The following is a 23,683-nucleotide window of genomic DNA, read 5'->3' as shown; positions in this document are numbered from 1 at the left end:
GGCCGTCATGGAGCCGTCTGTGGCCGCCGTCGAGTCCAGCCTGGTCGATCTCGCGGGGGTATCTCTTGAAACGCTGCGCTCCATTGACCGCCGGGTTCTCGCCGCGTCGCTGGAGGAGCTGCAGCAACGCATCGACCTGCCGCAGGCCAGTGTCAGCGACTTCAACCCCGCGGAGCGTTTCGACTGACGACGCCAGGGCCGCCCATGAGTGCTGAGCCGTCCCCGCCCCACCATCACCTGCCCTCCGCCGCGCTGGCCGAGTTGGCCCGTGGCGAAGGCGGTCCGGCCACCTTGGACCTCCTGCTCGAAGCCGAACGCAGCCGCCGTCTGCTGCTGTTGCGGATGCTCGACGACGCCATGGGACCGGGTCCCGCCTGGGATCTTCTCAGCGAGGCGCAGCGACGTTCGCCCTCCGTCGTCGACGAGCTGCTGATGTATCCACAGACGGGAATGTGGCTGGCCACCGCGGTACGTCGGCTGCGCGGGTCGATTCCGCAGGACGAGCCGCTGTGGGTGGTGCTCGGCCATTTCTCGGCGCTCGCCGCCGTGGCGGCGCTACGCGCGGAGCTCGACTTCAGCATCGAGGTCCCGGTTCGACACGGCCGGGTGCCGCTGCCGACCCTCGGCTGTGCGGTAGTGCCGACGACCGAGCCCTGGACGACGGCCACCGTGCGCGCCGAGGGCGGACGCACGGTGGTGGAGACGGCCGGCGCCACGATCGCCGTACCGCCTGGGCCCGGGTCGGCCGGACCGGGGTGGCACGAAGTGCGCAGGCTCGCGGTCGGCCCCACCGGGCGACAGCTCGACGTGGCGCTGGACGACCTGGACCCGTATCGCACGTATCCGCAGCCGACCGAGCCGCGCCCGCTGTCCGAGGAGGCGGTGGCGCAGTGGCGAAAGGAGCTGGAGCGGGCCTGGCGGGTGCTGCTGCGGGAACTGCCCGGGACGGCCGAGGCCATGCGGCGGGGGGTGTTCTCGCTGACTCCTACCCCGGCGAGGGAAAGATTTCGGCCGCGCAGCGTGACGTCGGGGGACGCCTTCGGCGGCATCGAGGCCTCGGAACCCGACGACGCCGTTCAGCTCGCGGTCACCCTCGTGCACGAGTTCCAGCACACCAAACTGGGCGGCCTCCTGCACCTGACCCCTCTGCTGACCGACGGCGCCGACATGAGTACGGAGCTGTGGTACGCGCCCTGGCGCGACGACCCCCGGCCTCTCGACGGGCTGCTCCAGGGCATCTACGCGTTCGTGGGAATAGCCCGCTTCTGGCGCGCCCACCGGGAGAAGACCGACGCCCAGAAGGCCATCGCGCACTTCGAGTTCGCACTGTGGCGGACCCATGTGGCCACGGCGCTGGAACAGGTCCACCGCCATCCGCGTCGCACACCGCTCGGTGCCGCTCTGCTGGACACCCTGCGCGGCCACTGCGCGCAGTGGCTCGAGGAGCCGGTTCCCGAGGAGCAACTGGCGCTGGCGCGGCTGTGCGCCGCCGACCACGTCGCCCGCTGGCGGGTCCACCACCTGCGGCCCCCCGCGCCCGCGGTGGAGGAGGCCGTACGCGCCTGGCTGGCCGGGGCGAGCGGACCGCCCGTCGCCCTGGCGGCCGAGCCCGACCTCGTCCCCGACCTGTCCGCACGCTGGCTGGACAGCATGGCCATGCTCTCCCGCCACCACCTCAGCACCACTCCCGACGAACGTCCACCGTCCGAAGACCCCGAGAAGGCCGCGGCCCACGTCACCGGGGCCCTGCCCGGCGACGCGCTGCTGGCGGCGGGAGACGCCACGGCGGCCCAGCACGCCTACCGGGCCCACCTGGCCGTCGAACCCGAGCGGGCCGGCGCCTGGGCGGGCCTCGGGCACGCCCTGAAGGCGGCGGGCACGGAACCCGCGGCGGCCCACCTGCTCTGCCACTGGCCCGAGCGGGCACGGGCGGTCCACCAAGCCCTGTTACGCGCTACCGGCGCCGCGCCGGACCCCGTCCGCCTGGCCGCCTGGCTCGCCTCGCCCACGGGTTCGCGGTAGCCGGCGGTTCGCGGTAGCCGGCGGCGGTCGCGCGGCCTCGGTCCTCACCTCACAGCGGCATCGGGTCGATGTCACAGTTGGCCCGCTTCATCGCACGGGTCTGCAGCGTCGCCGGGTGCGGGGCGGGCTCGGCGGAGCGCAGCCGGGGCGCGTCGAGGACCCGCTCCATCCGTTCCAGCGTGGCCGCGTGCAGGGCCGCGCCCTCGGATTCCTGGCCGACGGCGATGAGGTCGAGGGAGACGTTGGCCGCGCACACCAGTGTGGTGGGGTGGTCCTCGCCCAGTCGCTCCCGGCACAGCTCCAGCGTCTTCTCGCCGAGTCGGCGGGCCTCGGCCGACTGTCCCTGCTCGCTCAGGTCGCTCGACAGGTTGATGGCACAGGCCAGCGCGATCGGATGGCCCGCCCCTAGGCGCTCGGTCAGCGACTCCAGCGCCGTCTCGTCCAGCCGCTTGGCCTCCTGCACCCGGCCCAACAGTCGCAGCGTCACGGCGAGGTCGATGTCGGCCGCCAGGACGTGCGGGTGGTCGGGCTGGAACAGCCTGCGGTAGCGCTCGCGCGCCTTCTCCCCGCGGTCGCGGGCCTCCTCCAGCTCACCGTTGTGCCGCAGCGCCACCGACAGGGCGAGGGACGCGGTCACGGTTTCGGGGTGCGTGTCGCCGTACCGACGGGTGAACTGGTCGAACGCCTCGCGCGCCAGGGCCAGCGCGGTGACCGGGTCGCCCTCCTTGCGGGACGCCTCGCTGAGCTGACGCACGGTACCCAGCGTCGAGGGGTTGCCGGCCCCGAAGACCGCGCGGAAACCGTCGACGACCGCCTGCTGCAGAGACCGCGCGCCGACGTAGTCGCCGGTCTCACGCACGTCGACGGCGATGCTCGCCTCGGTGATCAGCGACTGCGGGTGGTCACGCCCGAACAGCCGGGCCTTCAGGGCGTGCGTGTGCTGGTCCAGTTCCAGCGCGCGCTGGAACTCACCGACCAGCCGCAGGCTCACCCCGAGGTTGTGGGCGATGTCCAGCGTGGTGGGATCGTCCTCGCCGAAGGCACGGCGGGCCCGGTCGTAGGCCGCCTCGTCCAGTTCGGCCCCGGCGGCGAAGTCCCCCTGGACGCGTCGCACGGCGGCTTCCAGGTTCAGGGTCTCCAGCGCGTCCTCTCGGGTGTCCTCCCGGTCCGCGGGCGCGGTGCGGGCATAGACGTCCTTGAGCTGGGCCACGAGCTGTGAGGCATCGTCGTAACGGCCCACCTTGAGATAGACGAAGCTCAGCCACCACGCCATCAGCCGCGTCTGCTGGTCCTCCTCGCCGAACAGCTCCCGCCAGGTCTGCCAGGCCTGCTCCATGAACTCGCGCGCGACCTTGTGGTCCCCCCAGTACCACAGGTACTTGGCGACGTTCATCACGAGATCGCGCACCCACGGCTGGTCGGACTCGACCGCGCCCGAGGCGATGACATGGCCGTAGAGCTCGGCGTAGCGCGGCCAGTTGACCGACTGGTTGGGTCCCTTGGGGTCGGAGGCCGCCAGAAGGGTGTGGGCCCCGCTGCGCATGCGGTTCTGTTCCTCGGGGGACATGCGGTTGATCAGCACGGCCTGGACCAGGCGGTGCATCTCGATCGAGTTGGTCCGGTGGTCGATGCGGGCGAGGGAGTAGCGGTTGATCTCCCGAATGGCGCGGGCGAGTCGCATCGGGTCGTTGAGGGCCCGGTCGAGATCGGGGTCGATCCTGGAACCGCCGAGACCGGAGAAGATCGAGCGCGAGATGGGGTCGGGTGCGAAGTAGGAGCACAGCTGGAGCAGACGCAGAGCGGTAAGGCTGCGGGTCTCCAGGTGGTCCAGGGAGACGTTCCACGCGGCCGCGACCGGAAGCTGGTAGTCCGGGGGTGGGGAGACCTCAAGGAGTTCACTGCGCTTGTCCTCGAACAGGCGCAGGTACTCCGACACCGGCATCCCGGTCTCCGCCCGCCAGGCTGCGGCCTGTTCCAGGGCGAGCGGGAGGTCACCGAGGGCCTCGGCGAGGCGGTCCGCCTCGGCATCGTCGAGGTTTCCCGGCGAACCCGAGCGGCGCAACAGCTCCTTGCTCTCCTCCCGGGTGAAGACGTCGACCTCCAGGGAGGGGCCGACGACGCTCCAGCGCCGGTTGCGGGAGGTGACGAGGATGGTGCCGCTGCCACCGGTGGGGAAGTAGTCACGGACGCGTTCGGGACTGTCCGCGTTGTCGAAGATCAGCAGCCAGCGGGAGTACGGCCGCCCCTCGCGCAGCGCCTCGCGCACCGCGGGACCGGCGATGTTGGCCTCGGGGCTGGTGCCGAGGCCGAGCCGCTGGGCGAGCTCCACCAGGGACTGGCCGATCTGGCCGGGGCGCTCGGCGGGGACCCACCAGACGACGTCGTACTCGGACTGGTGTCGGTAGGCGTACTCGATCGCCATCTGGGTCTTGCCGACACCGCCCATGCCGTGGATGGCCTCGGGAAGCACAGTGGTCGTGCCTTCCTGAAGGCGCTCCCGCAGTCGTTCCAGAAGGTCCACGCGGCCGGTGAAGTTCGGATTGCGCGGGGGAATGTTCCCCCAGATGCGCGGCTGCGTCGCACGCGCGCTCTCCACCGTCGGCTGCTGCGTGGTCGCCATGTCCGTGGCTCCTTCTGAAGTTGTCTCGTGCCCCCTCGGGGCGTGTGCGGCATCCCGGTCGGACCGGGTGGCGCCGGTCGGGTGCTGCCTGTGGGTACTTGCGACCTTGCCCAGGTTGACCGTGTTCTGCAGGTCGTACGCGCGCAGCGCCCGCGCGAGACGCTCGGCCTGGGGCAGGAAGCGTCCGGACAGGGCGCGCAGCGCGGCCAGTTCGATGCGCAGGAACGCGACGTTCCGGGGGGTCACGGGCGGCACCCCGGGCATCTCGAGGAGTTCGTCCGGGGCGGGCAGCAACGGGTCGGAGGCCTCCGGGTCCGCCGTCAGCACCCATACGTCGTGCAGTACGCGGATGGTGTCCCGGCGGCGGGCCAGCGCCAGTAACTCCTGGCGGATGTTCGGGCCGAAGGTGAAGACCACGTCGGCCGCGCGCTCGGCCTCCGCACCCGCGGGCCGCACCAGACCGCTCATCAGCAGCTCGGTGAGGTGGGCGGGTCCGGCACCCGGCACCGAGGCCGTCAGGGCGCTCATGACGGGCAGCGTCAAAGGAGCCGCCGCGAGGCGGGTGGCCAGCGCGAACGCGGTGGGCGAGGCGGCGGCCCGGAACTCCGAGACACGCTCCCACGGGGGGACGGCGCTGGCGGGGTCGGGCACGTCGTCGACCCAGGGCACGGCGCGCGCGGCGTCCGGTCGCCGCTTCCAGTCGCGGGCCCGCACGCCCGACATCTCGACGCCTTCCGAGGCCCGGCCCGTCACCAGGTCGACCCAGCCGGTGAGGGAGTGACCGGTCCGCTCCAGGACCGGGACGGGCACCACACCGGCCCGTGCCGCCGTGTCGTCGTCCACGGGTTCGAGGGGCGAGGTGCGCAGTTCCCAGCGCAGGGACTCGTTGGGCGCCCAGGGACGCGCGGAGCCCAGGCGCATGCGGTAGACGTCCAAGCCGGTACGGAACCACAGCCGTCCGGGCAGCAGATGCAGGACCGCGAGCGGCTCGGAACGGCCCAGTTCGCGCAGCAGCGGCAGCACCGCGTCCGAACGCCAGCCCGCGGCCAGCCCGTCGGTCAGCACCAGCACCACCCGGCGTTCGCCCACGGGCGAGGGAAGGTGCTCCAGCCGGATCCGGCCCGGCTCGGTGTCGTCCGAACTCAGCAGCCGTAAGCGGGTGATGGGACCCAGTGACTCCTCGCGGGCGAGTTCGTCCGCCAGTCGGGTGACCGTCTCGTCCCAGACCCGCATGGTCACGTAGTCGTCGACCACGAGCAGTACCTCGGGTGGATGTGCCGAAGAACCCTGCCCGAGGCCACGCAGAGCAAGCGACACCACGCCTGGTGTCGCATCGTCAGACACCGGTGCCGATGGTGGTCGTGGATCGTCGTCACACTGCATAAGCGGCGCCCTCAGAACGTCCGGTCATGCCCGACGACGGAGGGAGCACCGAGGAGGAGTCCCGCAGTCCGCGGGCATGCGTGACATCCACGTGCCAAGCCTGGCAGTGGTCTGCTTGCGGTGCAACATGGCAGGCCACAGGAGACGGCAGAAGGGTCCGAAAGTCAATCGCCGGATGGTACTTGCCCCCTGTGGACAGCCGGTGGCTCTGTCTCGTCAATAGCCTGACAGTCGGCGATGGCGTGTGCAAGACCATGGGGTGTCCGCCTCCGCTCGCCGGTCGGAGGCCCGTCCCGGGCCGTCGGGGCATGACGGCCTACACCGGTCCGGGCGGACTCGGCTTGCGCTCGGGGTCGTCGAGCAGAATGGCCAGATGGCGACCCACGTGCCCGTCCCAGGCACCGGGGCCGAGGGCCAGCGCGTCCTTGCGCCACTCCCCGACCCGTTCCGCCAAACTACCCAGCCCCCGGTCCTGCAGTATCTCGCCGATGGCGTCCCTGAATTTCGGGTCCGCGCAGTCGCTGCGGTGCCAGATCATCGCGGGCACCCCGGCCCGCAGGCCGGCGAGGATCTCGCGGCGGCCGGTGCCCGAGTCGTCACCGGGGGGCTGACTGAGCACCAGGCACACCGCGTGCCGGTCCTCCTTCAGCTCACGCTCCAGGTGGAAGAAGTACGTCTCGTCCTTCGCCGGGCTGCTCCAGTGCGGGTGGCTGTCCGCCGGGCGCTCCCGCAACTGCCGCCACTTGTGGTGCCAGGGCCGGTGCCAGGCGGCCCGCTGCAGCCGCTCGATGCTGCGCACCACCACCGGATAGTCCATGACCAGCGGCGTCGGGGCCTCGGAGCCGGACTCCTTCGACCACCACTCCACCGGCTCGTTGAGCAGCTCCCAGGGCAGGATGAACTCCAGGATCACCGGCTGCCGCAGGTCAGCCCACTTCTCCTCGGCCTCCTCGATCAGCCGCTCCACCGCGCCCGGGAGCTCCTCCCGGCCCAGGTGGACCGTCTCGCCGCGCACGGGGTGCCAGCCCTCGGAGTCGGACTGGCGCCAGTGCGAGAGGTAGTACCGGTCCGTCTCGATCCGGTCCGGCTCGAACTGGATCATCAGATACGCGGGGACGAGGGAGGGCTCGGGCTGCGGAAAGTCCGAGTGCTGCCAGTCCGAGAGCAGGTCCTCCATGCCCAGGGCGAGGGCCTGGGTGCGGTTGAAGCGGCGCAGCACCTCGGCGGCGTCCGCCTGGCCGTCCTCCATCAGCCGGTCGGCCGACAGTGCCAGGAAGGCCATGCTGGGCGGGAGTTCACCCGCCGGGGAGTTCTCGCCCGCCAGCCGCAGGAAGACCTGCCACCCCGTCTGGCACCACCCGGGAAGCTCCTGGACGCGGGACCGGCTCGCGCGGCGCGCCATGACGGCCAGGTCCGTGGAGCCCATCGCCAGCAGGACGGGCCGCAGGTGACCGAGATCGGTGTTGTTGAAGAAGTCGACGGCCTCCCACTCGTCCACGAGCGGCCACAGCCCGGCGACCGTCGCCGACTGCTGTTCCACGTACTCCAGCGACCGCACCAGGCAGGCCAGGCCGTCACCGACGGTGGTGCACTCCTTCACCACCTGTAACAGCCAGGGCCGTAGCCGATCCCCGCCGAAGGGTTCCACGGGCGCGGCCAGTTCACCGGCCAGCAGATCCCGCCAGATCTCGCGGCTGCTCGTCTGGCTCACCGTGGCCGAACCCTGCAACGCGTCCACGATGGAGACAATGAGCTCGTTGCGGACCCGATCCGGACTGCGCCCTCTCACCCCGTTACCTCCACACAGCTGGCGCGGCACCCTGATGGTGCCCAACAGGGTAAGGCCGTAAAGCGGGGCACGGCAGGGAAAAGCACGGGCATCACCGCGGGATGTCCGTGTCGTTCGCGCTGTTGGAGCCCCCTGTCGGATTCGAACCGACGACCTTCGCTTTACAAGTTCCCCCCAACAGCCCAACGACCAGGGGCGATGCCGTCCGGCCTGGCGGAACGCCGGCCTGCGCGTTCTCCGAGTTCTCGCTCAAGCTCCCGTAGTCCCCCGCGGGGCCAGGGACGGTAGTGGTCGGTCATGGTGGGCGAAGAGCTGTGCACTGAGGCAGGTGGTGTCCCTTGCTGGCAGGACAACCGATTACGAGGGGCGGGCATCCGCTCGGATGCCCGCCCCTCAGCCACTCATTCGGCTCCCGAATCTGCCGAAGGAACTTCGTAGCTGTCCACGACAGTCAGCCGTCGGAGGGCGCGTTGCCGCGGGTGTCTGCGCCGGTCTCGGGGTCCTTGTAAGGATTCACTTGCCCCCGCCGGGCTTGGGGTCGCCGGGCTTCGGGTCACCAGGCTTGGGGTCGCCGGGCTTCGGGTCACCAGGCTTCGGGTCACCAGGCTTGGGATCCCCAGGCTTCGGGTCGGCGGGCTTCGGGTCGGCGGGCTTGAACTCGCAATACACCTTGTGGCTGACGTACTTGCAGCCGGGCATGTTCTCTATGTCCCGAGCCCTGTTGCCCTTCTTGTTCTTTTTATTCTTGCCGTCGCGCTCGCCCTTGCCGCCACGGTCGTTCTTTCCGTCTCGGTCGTTCTTTCCGTCGCGGTCGTTCTTGCCGTCGCGGTCGCCGTGAATAGCTGTCGTTGCGCTTACGGCGCCGGCGTGGGGTGCCGCCGGGGCGGCAAACGCACTGACGGGCAGCAGCGCGCCGCCTACGCCCAGGACGGTTGAGAGGCCAAGCATCGCGAGACGCTGCTTGCGGGAGGTGCGAGTCATGGGGAATCTCCTTCTGAGAAAGGGCGAACGGGGTGTCGGACGGTCCCGTTACTTCGGTGAGGTGGGTGAGTTCCTGTTCTGCGTGAACCCACGTCTCAAGTAAGCCCTGCCGCACGAGACGGGTCATGCCCCTTCATCTCGGGGCTCGACAGATAGCGGCGGCTCCTGTATGCGGGTCCTGTATGCGGGTCCTGATTACCCGATCGCAAGCGCGACAGGGCCCCAAGAGCGGTAACGACCCCGGACCATGATCGGTCCGACGCCTTTCGGCTGGTGACCCCGGCAGGATTCGAACCTGCGAAGCCGCGACCCCACCGTCAACCCGACCGCCTCACCCATAGAGGGCGTCTCCCACTTCCTTCGCGCACCCGTGCCATGGGTCTTGATGAGGTAGTTCTGAACTGTTAAGAGCGACGGTTTTCAAGAGCGCTGCGCTTTGCGAGCCCAATCCCACCCTGACCGGCACGTTTCTCGCCCACAGCCGAGATGGGGATGAGCTGTTGGCCAGAGGATGGCCAGAGAGCGCCCTGAGCGATGTGTTGTTCCGTCACCGCATTAGACTCCCTGCTTCACTGACGAGGGGGGAGCCCGTAGATGACGTCATATCAATTGGGATATCAATTAGGACGGTTGGACGGCTGGGTCGCCATGGCACTCGTGGTCATCTGGGGAGCGACAGGCCGATGGCGGTACCACCCACGTCCTGAAGGCAGGAGCGCCGAGGAGGTCGCCGCCGAGGCGCGGCGACGATCCCGGTTGGTCAAACGTTCGATTCTTGCCGTCGCCACGCTGTGGATCCTGACGGACGTCGCCATCACCATATGGGCTTCGTGAAAGCCGGCCGCAATGCCAGGCCATCGCTTGGCTGATCGGCTGCCTCGGGCCGTCCGTTCCCGTTCCCGCGCCGTTCCTCACCGGGCCGCAGGGCGCGGGCAAGTCCACCGGTGGGCACATGCTCGTGCGGATCATCGAGGGTCTGAGCGGGGACCTGCGCCGGGCACCGAAGGATGAGGAGAACCTGATCGCAGCGGCGGCGACCGGATGGGTCACGGCCCTGGACAACCTCTCCCGCATGACGCCGGACCTGTCCGACGCGATGTGCTGCATCGTCACCGGAGCCGAGAGCGTCAAGCGCGCCCTGTTCACCGACGGGGACGTGTTCCGCGCCCGCTACCGCCGCCTCCTCCTGCTGACCGGTATCGACGCGGGAGTCATCCGGCCCGGCCTCGCCGAACGGCTCCTGCCGCTGCGCCTGGAACGGCCTCGCGTCCGGCGCACCGAGGCATGGCGGCAAGAAGCTGTACCTCGACACGACCAAGAACCGGCGAGCGAGGGTGATCCCATCCCGCTGATGTGCGTGGCGCCGCTCCGGTGGCAGCGGCTGCGTCAAGGCGCCCGCCGGGACGCGATCGGCGCGGACTGGCACGACAGTGATCACGTCTTCACGACACGCAGTGGTCGGCCGATCGAGCCGCGGAATCTGTACCGGTCGTTCCTGCGGATCGCGGCGTCCGCCGGTCTGCCACAGGGATCGCCTGCTCAAACGGCACCGCTAAGCGGGACTGCCGTCAAGAACTGCCGTCAACGCCCTCGCGGTCCATGATCGCGAGGGCGTTGTCCCAGGTGGTTCATGGAGCCCCCTGTCGGATTCGAACCGACGACCTTCGCTTTACAAGAGCGGCGCTCTGACCAGCTGAGCTAAGGAGGCCTGCACGCGTGTGCCCGTGCAGTGTACCCACGTCCCAGCCGTGCCTTCTCGAAAATTTCCGCGAAGTTCACAGCCCTCCAGCTACTGACAGACCAGGTGAACGCGAGGTACCGTCCTGATCCAGTTCACTCTTGTGGACTACACCACCGTGAAAGCTTCACGGTGGACACCACCTTTACAACGGATCGTCCGGCACGTTCCTGCCGGTGAAGGGGGCCCCTCACCATGGCCACTGTCTCGTTCGACAAGGCGACCCGGATCTACCCGGGTTCCGAGAAGCCCGCCGTCGATGCCCTGGAGATCGACATCGAGGACGGCGAGTTCCTCGTCCTCGTCGGTCCCTCCGGCTGCGGCAAGTCCACCTCGCTCCGCATGCTCGCGGGGCTCGAGGACGTGAACGCCGGCGCCATCCGCATCGGTGACCGCGACGTCACGCACCTGCCGCCCAAGGACCGGGACATCGCGATGGTGTTCCAGAACTACGCGCTCTACCCGCACATGACGGTCGCCGACAACATGGGCTTCGCGCTCAAGATCGCCGGCGTCCCGAAGGCCGAGATCCGCCAGAAGGTCGAGGACGCGGCGAAGATCCTCGACCTCACCGAGTACCTCGGCCGCAAGCCGAAGGCCCTCTCCGGCGGTCAGCGCCAGCGTGTCGCGATGGGCCGCGCCATCGTGCGTGAGCCCCAGGTCTTCCTCATGGACGAGCCGCTGTCGAACCTCGACGCCAAGCTCCGCGTCTCGACCCGTACGCAGATCGCCTCTCTGCAGCGCCGCCTCGGCATCACCACCGTGTACGTCACCCACGACCAGGTCGAGGCCATGACCATGGGCGACCGTGTGGCCGTGCTCAAGGACGGTCTGCTCCAGCAGATCGACTCGCCGCGCAACATGTACGAGCGTCCCGCGAACCTCTTCGTCGCCGGGTTCATCGGCTCCCCCGCCATGAACCTCGTCGAGGTCCCGATCACGGACGGCGGCGTGAAGTTCGGCAACTCCGTGGTGCCGGTGAACCGCGAGGCCCTGAAGGCCGCCGCGGACAAGGGCGACCGCACCGTCACGGTCGGTGTCCGCCCGGAGCACTTCGACATCGTCGAGCACAACGGCGAGGCCGCCAAGTCGCTCTCGAAGGACTCCGAGGACGCCCCGGCCGGCCACGCCGTCACGGTGAACGTCGTCGAGGAGCTCGGCGCCGACGCCTACGTCTACGGCAGCGTCAAGGTCGGCGACGAGGTCAAGGACCTGGTCGTCCGCGTCAGCGGCCGCGCGGTCCCGGACAAGGGCTCCACGCTGCACGTCGTGCCGCGGCCGGGCGAGACCCACGTGTTCTCGACCTCCACGGGCGAGCGCCTCTCCGACTGATCCCCGCGAAAAGCAAGTCGGGGGGACGAAGACCGCGACGCGGTCGAATTCACCCAAGCTGACGAAGAGGGCCCCACGGTACGCCGTGGGGCCCTCTTCGTTGTCGACAAATACCCCGGCAAGCCGGTCATTTCGATCCGTGTACGTCAACTCGCCGCCCAGTGAAAGCCGTTCCCCTATCCCCCGAACTGATTACTAAATGTCGCCAAATCATCACCCCGCGCTACCCTCACTCGCGTGAAGCACTCCACCACTAACCAACGGACCCGGCGTGGCCGTGGCCCCGCGCGCCGGATCGGTCGCACCCTCGCCCTCGTTCTGCCTGTCGTCCTGGTGCTCTCCGGGACCCTCGCGGTCACCCGAGTCAACTGGTCGGGGAACTCCTCGGACTCGGTGCTCACCGCCTCCTCCTCGGACGTCTCCTCGCGTGCCGTCTCCCGTGCCCCGCAGGACGTGCTGCGCGACCGGCTCCTGCTGGAGCTCCAGGAGAAGAACCCCGGCGTAGCCCTCACCCACCTCCAGGAGGCCGTGAACGGCCGTCCGTCGCTCGCCAAGCACTGCGTCTCCATCGCCCGCGCCCTCGGCCGTGCCGCGGTCCGCGCGTACGGTCCGACGCGCGCCCAGGCGTTCGCGCGCCCCGTCTGCGACACGTCCTTCGCATCGGGGGTCGCGGCCACGCATATCTGAGCCCCACCGGCCACACCTGCCCTGTCAGGTAACAGCTGCTTAAGGGAACGGTTGCCGGCGGAAGCCGCGAGCGGGGCGCGACGTACAGTTCGGGCATGACCCATCCGAACGCCGCGTCTCGCCCCGTTCAAGCCGTCGTCCTGGCCGGTGGTCAGGGCTCCCGGCTGCGTCCCTACACCGACGACCGGCCCAAGCCGATGGTCGAGATCCCCGGCACCGGGACCCCGATCATCGGTCACCAGCTGGCCTGGCTCGCCGAGGAGGGCGTCACCGACGTCGTCGTCTCCTGCGGCCACCTCGCCGAGGTCCTCCAGAAGTGGCTGGACTCGGCCGACCTGCCGGTCAACATCACGACGGTCGTCGAGACGGAGCCCCTCGGCCGGGGCGGTGGCCTGAAGTACGCCGCCGCGCACCTCCCCCACCCGGACAGGCCCTGGTACGCGACGAACGGCGACATCTGGACCCGTTTCTCGCTGCGCGACATGGCGGACTTCCACACCGAGCGTGACGCCGTCGCGACCCTCGCCCTGGCCCGCCCGCGCATCCCGTGGGGCGCCGTCGAGACCGACGGCTTCGGACGCGTCACGGACTTCATCGAGTCCCCGCCGACCACGTACGAGATCAACGCGGGCGTCTACGTCTTCTCCGCCGAGTTCGCCGACCTGCTCCCCGAGCGCGGCGACCACGAGCGCACCACGTTCCCGCACCTGGCCCGCGAACGCCGCCTGGCCGGCTTCTCGCTCCCGCAGGGCGCCTACTGGCGTGCCATCGACACCGCCAAGGACCTCACGGAGGCGGCGAAGGAGCTCGCGGCGCTGGGACGCTGAGAACCCCTTCCAGACCCTTCCAGAGAGCACGAGGACGGGCCTCCAGGCAGTACGAGGACGGGCCCCGCACATCTGATGTGCGGGGCCCGTCCTCGTACTGCCAGAGGCGTTACCCGAGGAGACCGCCGACCAGCTTGTCCGAGCCGCCGGAGGTGCCGCCTCCACCGCCACCGCCGCCGCTCGAACCGCCGGAGGAGGTGCCGCCGGCCGAGCCGGTGCCGCCGCTGCTGCGGCCACTGCCACTGCCGCTGCCGCTGCCTCCGCTGGACGTCGGGCCCGCGCTGGTGCTCGGGGCCTGGTGAACCGGCGAGGACTGCTGGGGCGGGGCCTGGCCGGTGCCCTGGGTCTGGCTGGGGCCGCTGGTGACCGTGCCGCCCGTCTCGCGGACCGCGGCACCCGGCGTGGTGGCCGCGCCCGACGGCGAGGAGGAGCTGCCGTGGGTGGGCGCCTTGGCCGAGGCCGACGGAGTGGTGGCCTTGTGCCGGGGCGTGCCGGGCTCCTCGGGAAGCGGGGAGCCGGGCAGCTCGTTGCGCGGGGCCTCGCCCGGTCCGGGCACGACCACGCGGTCGGCGTCACGGACGGCACCGCCGAGGAGCGAGCCGACGAGCAGCGTGAGGCCGACGACGAGGGCCGAGACGAGCGCGCCCCGGCGCAGCACCCGGTGCCGCAGGTCCCAGATGTCGGCGCGCGGCCCGAGCGTGCGCCAGGCCTCGCTCGCGAGGCGTCCGTCGACGGAGTAGACGGGGGCGCCCGCGATGATCAGCGGGGACCAGGCGGCGAGGTAGATGATGTCCGGCGCGTCGTACGCGGGGACCGTCTTCCAGCTGACGGTGACGATGAGCGCGGCCGACAGCATCGCACCGACCACGGCGGCGACCCGCTGCCACAGCCCGAGCACCGTGAGGACGCCCACGATGACCTGGAGGAAGGCGATGACGAGCCCGGAGCCGACAGGGTGCTGGAGCGCGAACTGCCGCAGCGGCTCGGCGACGTCCCAAGGGTGCAGCGTGTTCAGCCACTTGACCATGGAGCCGCGCTTGCCGCCGTCGAAGTAGACGGGGTCGCAGAGCTTGCCCATGCCGGCGTAGATGGAGATGAAGCCGAGGAAGACGCGGAGCGGGAGCAGCACCACGCCGAGGTTCATCCGGCGCCCGGGGTAGTAGGCGTGCCGGACCGGGTCCGAGGCGTGCCGCCTGCTCGGTGTGCCGCCGCCGTAGTCCTCGGGGCCCTCCTCCGCGAACTGTCCTCCCGTGTAACGCGGTTCGTCGTACGCGCTGTCCACGCTGCGCATGTCGGGCAGCAGCCGGGTCCCCACGGAGTCGTGGTCATGGCCGCGCTGGCTGCCGACAAGGGGGGTCTCGACCGTCTCCACGGTCAAGTCGTCCGCGTAGCCCTGGTGTTCGTCAACGCGGGGGATGACCTGGGTGGCGCCGGCGTCGCCCGCCGGGGCCGCGGCGCCGTGGCGCACGCTGGTGCTCCGCACGGCCTGCAACAGGCGGTGGGCGCCGGTGTCGTCGGGATCGGACCTTCCGCTCCAGACGACGGGCGCACGGCGGCGGGCTCCCGCGGCCGGGCCGCCCGCTCTGCCCGCCGTACCGGCGCCGGGGATCCGCGCGGCGTCGGTGGCGCTCAAGTGCCGTGCGACGCGCGAGAATTGATTCCGCGTCGCGCCGCCTAGCTGCACGCGGAAGCTCGCATGATTGACGATGACCTGCGCCGGATCGCTCGGCACCTTCACCATGCTCAGCGCGGGAGCGTCGTCGAATCCCGACGAGCGGTCCCCCGTGGGTGTGCGGGGTGTTCTGGTGTCCACACTCATCTAACCGAGTGACGTGTGTTTAGGACACTGCTTTGACTGCGTCGATCTGTCCGGACCGCGTCAAGGTCATTCCGAACATCCCGATCGCCCCACGGGGGTCACTCACTCAGACGTCCACTCAAACGTCTGTTCAGATATCCGCTAGAACGTCCGTTCAGACGCGTCGGCGCGAGGCCTCGTACAGCACGACTCCCGCCGCGACACCGGCGTTCAGCGACTCGGTACCGCCCGGCATCGGAATCCGCACCCGGAAGTCGCAGGTCTCCCCGACCAGTCGGGACAGGCCCTTGCCCTCGCTGCCGACGACGATGACGACGGGACCGCCGAGGGCCTCCAGATCGCCGACCTCGACCTCGCCGTCCGCGGCGAGTCCGACCACGACCAGGCCGGCCTTCTTGTACCCCTCAAGGGCCCGCGTCAGGTTGGAGGCGCGCGCGACGGGCGTACGGGCGGCGGCACCCGCCGACGTCTTCCAGGCGCCGGCGGTCATGCCGGCCGCGCGCCGCTCGGGCACGACGACGCCGTGGCCGCCGAAGGCGGAGACGGAACGGACGACGGCACCCAGGTTCCGGGGGTCGGTCACGCCGTCGAGGGCGACGATCAGCGGGTCCTGGCCCTCGTCGTACGCGGCGGCCGCGAGGTCCTCGGGGTGCGCGTACTCGTACGGCGGGACCTGGAGGACGAGACCCTGGTGGTTGAGCCCGTTGGTCATGCGGTCGAGCTCGGGGCGCGGGGCCTCCATGAGGTGGATGCCGCCGCGCTCACCGGCGAGCTGGAGCGCCTCGCGCACCCGCTCGTCGTTGTCGATGAACTGCTGCACGTACAGCATCGTCGCGGGCACGCCCTCGCGCAGCGCCTCCACGACCGGGTTGCGCCCGACGACCATCTCGGACGTGCCCTTGCCGCCGCGGCCCCGGGGTGCGGGACGGCGGACGCTCTGCTTCGCCTTGGCATTGGCGACGCGGTTCTTCTTGTGCCCCTTGCGCATCTCGGCGGGCGGAGTGGGGCCCTTGCCTTCCAGGCCCCGGCGTCGCTGGCCGCCACTGCCGACCTGCGCGCCCTTCTTGCCGGACATGCGGCGGTTGTTAGCGGCCATGACCTACCTGTCTGTTGAAGCGAGCGTGCGTACGTACTCGAAGTCACGTACTTGAAGTGTCGTATATGCAGTGTGCCGCCCGGAGGCCCGGGCGGCACAATCGATCAAGGCCGAGGAGGCCCCGGAGGGACCCGCTCAGCGGGGGCCGAGCGTCCAGCGCGGGCCCTGCGGGCTGTCCTCGATGACCAGGCCGGACTGGTTGAGCTGGTCGCGGATGGCGTCCGCGGTGGCCCAGTCCTTGCGGGCGCGGGCGGCCTCGCGCTGGTCGAGGACCATCCGGACGAGGGTGTCGACGGCGCCGTGCAGATCCTCGCCGCGGTCGCCCTCGCCACCCGCCCACTGCTCGTCGAGCGGGTCGAGCCCGAGGACACCGAGCATGGCCCGGACCTCGGCGAGGCGGGCGACCGCTGCTTCCTTGTCGTCGGCGGCCAGGGCGGAGTTCCCCTGCCGCACCGTCGTGTGCACGATGGCGAGCGCCTGCGGCACGCCCAGGTCGTCGTCCATCGCCTCGGCGAAGGCCGGCGGCACCTCGGCGGCGGGCTCGACGACGCCCCCCGCCTTCTCGACGACCCGCTGCACGAAGCCCTCGATGCGCGCGAACGCCGACTCGGCCTCGCGCAGGGCCTCTTCGCTGTACTCGATCATCGAACGGTAGTGCGGGGTGCCGAGGTAGTAGCGCAGCACGATCGGACGCCACTGCTTGACCATCTCGGAGACGAGCACGGAGTTGCCCAGGGACTTGGACATCTTCTCGCCGCTCATGGTGACCCAGGCGTTGTGCACCCAGTACATGGCGAACTCGTCGCCGAAGGCCTTGGCCTGCGCGATCTCGTTCTCGTGGTGCGGGAAGATCAGGTCGATCCCGCCGCCGTGGATGTCGAACGCGCTGCCCAGGTACTTGTGGGCCATGGCGGAGCACTCCAGGTGCCAGCCGGGCCGGCCCCGCCCCCACGGCGTCTCCCAGCTCGGCTCGCCCGGCTTCACGGCCTTCCACATGGCGAAGTCGCGCGGGTCCCGCTTGCCGGTCTCGCCCTCGCCGGAGGGCTGCAGCAGGTTGTCCAGCTCCTGGTTGGACAGCTGGAGGTACCCGGCGAAGGAGCGCACGTCGAAGTAGACGTTCCCGTCCGCCTCGTACGCGTGCCCGCGCTCGATGAGCCCGCGCATCATCTCGACCATCTCGGTGATGTGCCCGGTGGCCCGCGGCTCGTAGGTGGGCGGGAGGCAACCGAGCGCGGCGTACCCGTCGTTGAACGCGCGCTCGTTCTCGTACCCGATCGACCACCAAGGGCGGCCCTGGTCCGCCGACTTGGTGATGATCTTGTCGTCGATGTCGGTCACGTTGCGGATGAACGTGACGTCGTACCCGCGGTACTCGAACCAGCGGCGCATGATGTCGAAGTCGAGGCCCGAGCGGATATGCCCGATGTGCGGTGCGGCCTGCACGGTGGCACCACACAGGTAGATCGAGACACAACCCGGCTTGAGCGGGGAGAAGTCACGAATCTGCCGGGCGCTGGTGTCGTACAGGCGAATAGTCACGACTCCAGGGTAGTGGGCCCCGGGGAGTGCCCCGCGACCTTCCCTCGCAAGGAGGACTTATTCGTGACATCTGTGAGCGGCGACCGCCCCTCAGAGGCTTCCGATACTCGCTCCCGCACCGCCGGTGCCGCGACAGCCCGCCTCCACCACGCCTGCCGCGGCGGCCGGCGTCAGCCCGTGTGCGCCACCAGCGCCGTGGCGATCGCCATCAGGCCCTCGTCGCGGCCCGGGAAGCCGAGGCCGTCCGTCGTGGCGCCGGAGACCGACACCGGTGCGCCGACCGCCGCGGAGAGGATCTTCTGCGCCTCGTCCCGTCGCTTCCCGATCTTCGGGCGGGGTCCCACGACCTGAACGGCGACATTGCCGATGGTGAAGCCCGCCTCGCGGACGATCCGCGCGGCCTCCGTCAGCAGCGTGACCCCGGACGCGCCGGACCACTCGGGCCGCCCGGTCCCGAAGTGGGCGCCGAGGTCACCGAGCCCCGCCGCCGAGAACAGCGCGTTGCAGGCGGCGTGCGCGACGACGTCCGCGTCGGAGTGCCCGGCGAGCCCCGGCCCCGCGCCCTCCCACAGCAGTCCGGCGCACCACAGCTCCCGTCCCTCTTCGAAGGCGTGGATGTCGGTACCGATGCCGACCCGCGGCAGCACCACGGGGGCCGGTGCGGGTGACTCAGAAGCCATCGTTGGCCCTCCTGCGCGCGAGGACCGCCTCCGCGAGGACGAGGTCCAAAGGACGCGTCACCTTGAACGCCTCCTCATGCCCTGGCACGACCACCACCCGCTCCCCGAGCTGCTCGACCATGCTCGCGTCGTCGGTCACGTTGTCGGTGACGGTCTCGTGGGCCCGCACGAGCGTGGCGCGGTCGAATCCCTGCGGTGTCTGCACGGCTCGCAGCCGCGCCCGCTCGGGCGTGGCGACGACGGGCTCCGGCGCACCCGGCTCGCTCGCCGGCTCGACCTGCTTGACGGTGTCCGCGAGCGGCAGCGCCGGTACGACGGCGGGCGCGCCGTCGCGTACGGCCTCGATGACCGCGTCGACCGTGTCCACGGGCACGAGCGGGCGGGCCGCGTCGTGCACGAGGACGATGTCGATGCCGGGGGGCAGCGCGTCGAGCCCGTACTTCACGGACTCCTGTCGGCTGTCCCCGCCGGGGACGACGAGGAAGTCGGTCCGCTCGGGCAGCGCGTGCGTGTCGAGCAGGGCCTTCACCTCGGCGGCGCCGTCGGGCGGGGCCACGACGATGACCAGCGAGACCGCGCGGGAGGCGGCCATGGCGCGCACCGCGTGGACGAGCATGGGGGTACCGTTCAGCGCGCGTAGCGCCTTGGGGGCGCCCGGACCGAGGCGCACGCCCCGTCCGGCGGCCGGAATCACGGCCGCTGTACGGCCTCCGGCCAGCGAGGAGCGCGAATCGTCAGACATCGGTTCCTGTCAGGTTTGTGTACTCGGCGTGCTTGGGTATGGCCTGGGCGTGCCCCTTGCTCGAGCGAAGCCGAGAGCTCGGGGCAGTGCCGGGCGCGAGCCCTGACCGGACCCCTTCCGTGACATCCGGTCGAGCAAGCTGTCCGGGCCCGGCACGCCAAGTATCGGGGACGCGGGTATCGAGAACACAGGCGCACTGGACGCAGGTGCATTCGAGGCACACGTTTCCGAAAGGACGCGGGTACGAACATGCCGCAGCGCCCGGCGACAGCCATCGCGTCGAGCGACAGCGATTACGTCATCGGGCACCGCGGCATTTCACTGCGCAGCTGTGCGGGCTTGTGTGGACGTCAGGACGATTGCCGGGTGAGCGGCCACCGTCTCGACAACTGCCTGCGTCAGGACGCGAGGACCTCGTCGAGCAGGGCCTCGGCCTTGTCCTCGTTGGTGTTCTCCGCGAGGGCGAGCTCGCTCACCAGGATCTGGCGGGCCTTGGCGAGCATGCGCTTCTCTCCGGCGGAGAGTCCGCGCTCGCGCTCACGACGCCACAGGTCACGCACGACTTCCGCGACCTTGATGACGTCGCCGGAGGCGAGCTTCTCCAGATTTGCCTTGTAACGACGAGACCAGTTCGTGGGCTCCTCGGCGTACGGCGCGCGCAGCACCTCGAAGACCCGGTCCAGTCCATCCTGACCGACCACATCACGCACGCCGACGAACTCCGCATTGTCCGCTGGCACACGCACCGTCAGGTCGCCCTGGGCGACCTTCAGCACCAAGTAGGTCTTGTCCACGCCTTTGATCTGGCGAGTTTCGATGGCCTCGATCAGCGCGGCCCCGTGATGGGGATAGACCACGGTGTCGCCAACCTTGAACGTCATGTGACAGGTACCCCTTCCGTGGCTATCCAGGGTAACACGGAAACGGCGTCTTCTGAATGGCGTTTTCGCAGGTCAGGGCATATCTCGGGGCTTGACAACCGCAACAGGAACGTGCTGCGAGGGGGGAGCGGAAGAGGGTATTCGCAGGTGGGAGCGGCTGTCCAGGGCAAGAGAAACGCGTACGTTACACACACCGGACGTTCCTGACCAGGGTCTGAACATCCCGGTTTGTCCCACTCCAGGAGCGCGACTTCCGCTACTCCGTTCGGTGAGCGGAGTCGGGTACGAGACGAATCCGGAATTGATCACGGGCCCCGTCGATCTACCGATGATCAATTTTCCGGACCGCCATGGATTCCTTACCGGAAAATCCCCAGCGGATCTCGTCGCTACTCTCACGGCAACTCTCACAGCCGCTTATGTGAATGGCGGACGAACGGAAGCCCAAAGTAGCTGCTGAGGCGGACCCGAACCACCCGACGACCGGGGCGCACGGGCGGCGCGACAGGGCTCGAGGGAGCCAAGGGGCGGGTCGGGTGCGGCGGCGGGGGAACGGCTCGGTAACCTAAGGCCGTTGACAGACCCTTAGGGCGGCTTTACACCGGAGTCGCTCTGCTTCGCCCACGTTCAAGGAGTTGCCGCCGCCGTGAGCAGCAGCCTTCGACGCGGCGCCCTCGCCGCCGCCGCCATCGCGTTCTCGCTCGCCTCGCTCGCCGCGTGCGGCGCCGGCAACAACGCACAGACGCTGGAGGTCAAGCCGGACAACGCGGCGACCAGCGTCGGCGACATCAAGATCCAGAACGCCCTCGTCATCACCCAGCCCGACACGACGTCCACGGGCCCCGCGGTGGTCTCCGCGACCGTCTTCAACAACGGCACCACCCCGCAGACCCTCGACTCGGTCAAGATCGGCGGCGACGGCGTCGCCCAGATCACGCCCGCCAAGGGTGGCGGCAAGCTGACCATCCCCGCCGGCGGCCACGTCATCCTGGGCGGCGAGGGCAACGCCTCCGCGGCCCTGACCAACCCCGGCGCGGCCGTCAAGGACGGCAACGCCCAGCCGATCACCTTCACCTTCAGCAAGACCGGTGACGTGAAGCTGCGCGCGTTCGTCGTCCCGGCCGAGAGCTACTTCTCCAAGTGGGGCCCGACCAACATCCCCGCGGCGCCCGGCGCGACGGCCACCGGCTCCGCGACCCCCTCGAAGTCGTCGAAGGCCTCGCCGTCCGACTCCGCCACGGGTACGGCCACCGGCACGCCCACCGACGCGGCCTCGGCGAGCGCGACGGCCACGGACACGGCCACCGCGACGGCCGGCCACTGATCCACCACGCACAAAGGGCGGTACCCCGAGGGGTGCCGCCCTTTGTCGCACGTGAGGTCGCGTCGTACGTGCCGTTGCACTGCCGCCGTATGAAGGGGCCGGTTTACGGCTCGAACTTATAACCGAGGCCACGCACCGTGACCAGGTACCGCGGCGCGCCCGGGTCGGGCTCGATCTTCGCCCGGAGCCGCTTGACGTGGACGTCCAGGGTCTTGGTGTCGCCCACGTAGTCGGCGCCCCACACCCGGTCGATGAGCTGCATACGGGTCAGCACCCGGCCCGCGTTCCTGAGCAGCATCTCCAGGAGGTCGAACTCCTTCAGGGGGAGGTCGACCTTGGAGCCGGAGACGGTCACCACGTGCCGGTCGACGTCCATACGGACGGGACCGGCCTCGAGAGCGGCCGGGGTGACCTCCTCCGGCTCCCCGCGGCGACGCAGGACGGCCCGGATACGGGCGACCAGCTCGCGAGAGGAGAAGGGCTTGGTGACGTAGTCGTCGGCTCCTATTTCCAGCCCGACGACCTTGTCGATCTCGCTGTCCTTGGCGGTGACCATGATCACCGGGACGTTGGAGCGGCCGCGCAGCTGGCGGCAGACCTCCGTACCGGGCAGGCCCGGCAGCATCAGGTCGAGGAGGACGAGGTCGGCGCCATTGCGCTCGAACTCGTCGAGTCCGTCGGGCCCGGTGGTCGCGATGGCGACCTCGAAGCCCTCCTTGCGGAGCATGTAGGACAGGGCGTCGGAGAAGGACTCCTCGTCCTCGACGACGAGCACACGGGTCACGGAAGGACCTCCGGAGCGGGAAGCGGTTCGTACGGGGATGTGACGGTGGTCGTCCCGTCGGGCTGCCCGTTCTCGTCCTCATCGTCGAGTCCGGGCATGTCGTGGTCGATCCCGCGGTCGCGGGCCGCGGCCGCCTCAGGCAGCCGCAGGGTGAACGTGGAGCCCTGACCCTCGGAGCTCCACACCGTGACCTCCCCGCCGTGCGAGGCGGCCACGTGTTTGACGATCGCGAGACCGAGACCGGTACCGCCGGTCTGGCGGGAGCGGGCCGGGTCGACGCGGTAGAAGCGCTCGAAGACGCGCTCCCGGTCCTTCTCCGAGATGCCGATGCCCTGGTCGGTCACGGCGATCTCGATGAGGTCTCCGCCGGGCGCGGTCACCCGACGCGCGGCTATGCCCACCCGGGTGCGGGCGGGTGAGTAGTTGACGGCGTTCTCGACGAGGTTGCCGAGGGCGGCGGCCAGCTGGCCCCGGTTCCCCCAGATACTCAGGTCGGCGGTGCCTCCGGCGGCCATGGTGATCTGCTTGGTGCCGGCCTGGTGGCGGCACCGGTCGATGGCCTCGGCGACCAGCTCGTCCACCCGGACGGGCTCCGCGTCCTCGAGGGGATCGTCGTTCTGCACCCTCGACAGGTCGATGAGCTCCTGGACGAGGTTGGTGAGCCGGGTGGCCTCTATCTGCATCCGCCCGGCGAAGCGCTCGACGGCCTCCGGATCGTCCGAGGCGTCCATGACGGCCTCGGAGAGGAGGGAGAGCGCGCCGACGGGCGTCTTGAGCTCGTGGCTGACATTCGCGACGAAGTCGCGCCGTACCGCTTCGATCCGCCGGGCCTCGGTGAGGTCCTCGACGAGGAGCAGCACGAGCCGGGAGCCCAGCGGGGCGACCCGCGCGGAGACGGCCAGGGCCTCCCCCCGTCCGGTCCCCCGCCTCGGCAGATCCAGCTCGACCTGGCGTATTTCCCCGTCGCGACGGGTGTCGCGGGCCATCAGCATCATCGGTTCGACGGCGAGCTTGCCGCCACGCACCAGCCCGAGGGCGTACGCGGCGGAGCTGGCCTTGACGACGGCGTCGGCCTCGTCGAGGACGACGGCCGAGGACCGGAGCACGGAGAGAACCGTGTCGACGCCCGGCGGAAGCACCGGGTCCGTGTGCAGAGATGTACGGGTGGGGCGTTTCTGGTCGCGCTCGCTCCAGCGGAACGCCAGCATGGCGATGACACCGGTGAGCACTCCGGCGATCGCTGCCGCTGCGGCGACCGCCGCGTTCACGTCCATGCACCCAGGTTAGGCATGCCGTCACGCCAGGCCACAGCCATCGGAGTGCGACCTCTAACACTCGTCGCCCAGAGTTCACCCGGGAGCCAGGGATGGTTCATTTGGGGTGCCGGAAACGGACGCGTACGGGCCGGAACGTGGGAGCGTGGGGTTCACGGGGCCCGT

General features: G+C 70.1%; 17 protein-coding genes, 1 tRNA gene and 1 pseudogene. 7 read left to right on the top strand and 12 right to left on the bottom strand.

Annotated elements, in window-relative coordinates; all coding sequences use genetic code 11:
• The first annotated feature begins 19 nt into the window (after positions 1–19).
• The gene (locus OG568_RS28255) at positions 20–187 is read left to right on the top strand and encodes a hypothetical protein (RefSeq protein ID WP_159055260.1); all 168 of its coding nucleotides are present in this window, start codon (positions 20–22) and stop codon (positions 185–187) included.
• A 17-nt stretch (positions 188–204) separates the two neighbouring features.
• Positions 205–2,022, top strand: coding sequence for an HEXXH motif domain-containing protein (locus OG568_RS28250; RefSeq protein WP_329533565.1), 1,818 nt, complete (start codon positions 205–207; stop codon positions 2,020–2,022).
• A 49-nt stretch (positions 2,023–2,071) separates the two neighbouring features.
• Here OG568_RS28250 and fxsT read toward each other — a convergent pair whose 3' ends face one another.
• The 3 genes from fxsT to OG568_RS28235 all read right to left on the bottom strand — a co-directional run bounded on the left by fxsT (position 2,072) and on the right by OG568_RS28235 (position 8,795).
• Complete coding sequence (fxsT, locus tag OG568_RS28245; protein WP_329533564.1) at positions 2,072–5,986, bottom strand: FxSxx-COOH system tetratricopeptide repeat protein; 3,915 nt, start codon at positions 5,984–5,986, stop codon at positions 2,072–2,074.
• A 355-nt stretch (positions 5,987–6,341) separates the two neighbouring features.
• The gene (locus OG568_RS28240) at positions 6,342–7,763 is read right to left on the bottom strand and encodes a VMAP-C domain-containing protein (RefSeq protein ID WP_266433299.1); all 1,422 of its coding nucleotides are present in this window, start codon (positions 7,761–7,763) and stop codon (positions 6,342–6,344) included.
• 564 nt (positions 7,764–8,327) lie between these two features.
• Positions 8,328–8,795, bottom strand: a complete 468-nt coding sequence (locus tag OG568_RS28235) for a hypothetical protein (RefSeq protein ID WP_329533563.1) — start codon at positions 8,793–8,795, stop codon at positions 8,328–8,330.
• An 844-nt stretch (positions 8,796–9,639) separates the two neighbouring features.
• On the opposite strand from OG568_RS28235, the pseudogene OG568_RS28230 reads away from it, so the two are divergent.
• A pseudogene (locus OG568_RS28230) lies at positions 9,640–10,095 on the top strand (ATP-binding protein); the annotation flags it as partial.
• Between the two features lie 331 nt (positions 10,096–10,426).
• Here the strand turns inward: OG568_RS28230 and OG568_RS28225 are convergent.
• Positions 10,427–10,503, bottom strand: a tRNA-Thr gene (locus tag OG568_RS28225).
• Between the two features lie 225 nt (positions 10,504–10,728).
• Here OG568_RS28225 and OG568_RS28220 point away from each other — a divergent pair.
• From OG568_RS28220 to OG568_RS28210, 3 genes are all read left to right on the top strand, one after another.
• Positions 10,729–11,865, top strand: a complete 1,137-nt coding sequence (locus tag OG568_RS28220; RefSeq protein WP_329533562.1) for an ABC transporter ATP-binding protein — start codon at positions 10,729–10,731, stop codon at positions 11,863–11,865.
• 237 nt (positions 11,866–12,102) lie between these two features.
• Positions 12,103–12,552, top strand: coding sequence for a hypothetical protein (locus OG568_RS28215; RefSeq protein WP_266433255.1), 450 nt, complete (start codon positions 12,103–12,105; stop codon positions 12,550–12,552).
• Positions 12,553–12,647: 95 nt separating this feature from the next.
• Entirely contained in the window at positions 12,648–13,379 is a 732-nt protein-coding gene (locus tag OG568_RS28210; RefSeq protein WP_266433253.1) for a nucleotidyltransferase family protein, read from the top strand.
• A gap of 109 nt (positions 13,380–13,488) precedes the next feature.
• On the opposite strand, the gene OG568_RS28205 is transcribed toward OG568_RS28210, so the two are convergent.
• From OG568_RS28205 to OG568_RS28180, 6 genes are all read right to left on the bottom strand, one after another.
• Positions 13,489–15,198: a DoxX family protein gene (locus OG568_RS28205; protein ID WP_329533561.1), complete on the bottom strand. Its 1,710-nt coding sequence runs from the start codon at positions 15,196–15,198 to the stop codon at positions 13,489–13,491.
• Between the two features lie 154 nt (positions 15,199–15,352).
• Entirely contained in the window at positions 15,353–16,294 is a 942-nt protein-coding gene (gene rlmB / locus OG568_RS28200) for a 23S rRNA (guanosine(2251)-2'-O)-methyltransferase RlmB (protein WP_329533560.1), read from the bottom strand.
• 135 nt (positions 16,295–16,429) lie between these two features.
• Positions 16,430–17,833 (bottom strand): cysteine--tRNA ligase, encoded by a 1,404-nt coding sequence (cysS, locus tag OG568_RS28195; protein WP_329533559.1) that lies wholly within the window; start codon positions 17,831–17,833, stop codon positions 16,430–16,432.
• Positions 17,834–18,003: 170 nt separating this feature from the next.
• Entirely contained in the window at positions 18,004–18,513 is a 510-nt protein-coding gene (gene ispF / locus OG568_RS28190; RefSeq protein WP_329533558.1) for a 2-C-methyl-D-erythritol 2,4-cyclodiphosphate synthase, read from the bottom strand.
• Positions 18,503–19,255, bottom strand: coding sequence for a 2-C-methyl-D-erythritol 4-phosphate cytidylyltransferase (gene ispD / locus OG568_RS28185; protein WP_266583461.1), 753 nt, complete (start codon positions 19,253–19,255; stop codon positions 18,503–18,505). The genes ispF and ispD overlap by 11 nt, the downstream gene beginning before the upstream one ends.
• Before the next feature lie 398 nt (positions 19,256–19,653).
• Positions 19,654–20,136 (bottom strand): CarD family transcriptional regulator, encoded by a 483-nt coding sequence (locus OG568_RS28180; protein ID WP_003953493.1) that lies wholly within the window; start codon positions 20,134–20,136, stop codon positions 19,654–19,656.
• Between the two features lie 646 nt (positions 20,137–20,782).
• Between OG568_RS28180 and OG568_RS28175 the strand changes: the two genes are divergently transcribed.
• Entirely contained in the window at positions 20,783–21,460 is a 678-nt protein-coding gene (locus tag OG568_RS28175) for a DUF461 domain-containing protein (RefSeq protein WP_329533557.1), read from the top strand.
• A 103-nt stretch (positions 21,461–21,563) separates the two neighbouring features.
• Here OG568_RS28175 and OG568_RS28170 read toward each other — a convergent pair whose 3' ends face one another.
• A complete protein-coding gene (locus OG568_RS28170) occupies positions 21,564–22,244 on the bottom strand; it encodes a response regulator transcription factor (protein WP_009340348.1) in 681 nt (226 codons plus the stop codon).
• A complete protein-coding gene (locus OG568_RS28165; RefSeq protein ID WP_266433237.1) occupies positions 22,241–23,518 on the bottom strand; it encodes a sensor histidine kinase in 1,278 nt (425 codons plus the stop codon). Before OG568_RS28165 ends, OG568_RS28170 begins: the two co-directional genes overlap by 4 nt.
• Positions 23,519–23,683: the final 165 nt, after the last annotated feature.

The organism is Streptomyces sp. NBC_01450 (genome assembly GCF_036227505.1).
GTDB lineage: Bacteria > Actinomycetota > Actinomycetes > Streptomycetales > Streptomycetaceae > Streptomyces.
This window is presented reverse-complemented; position numbering and strand designations above follow the sequence as displayed.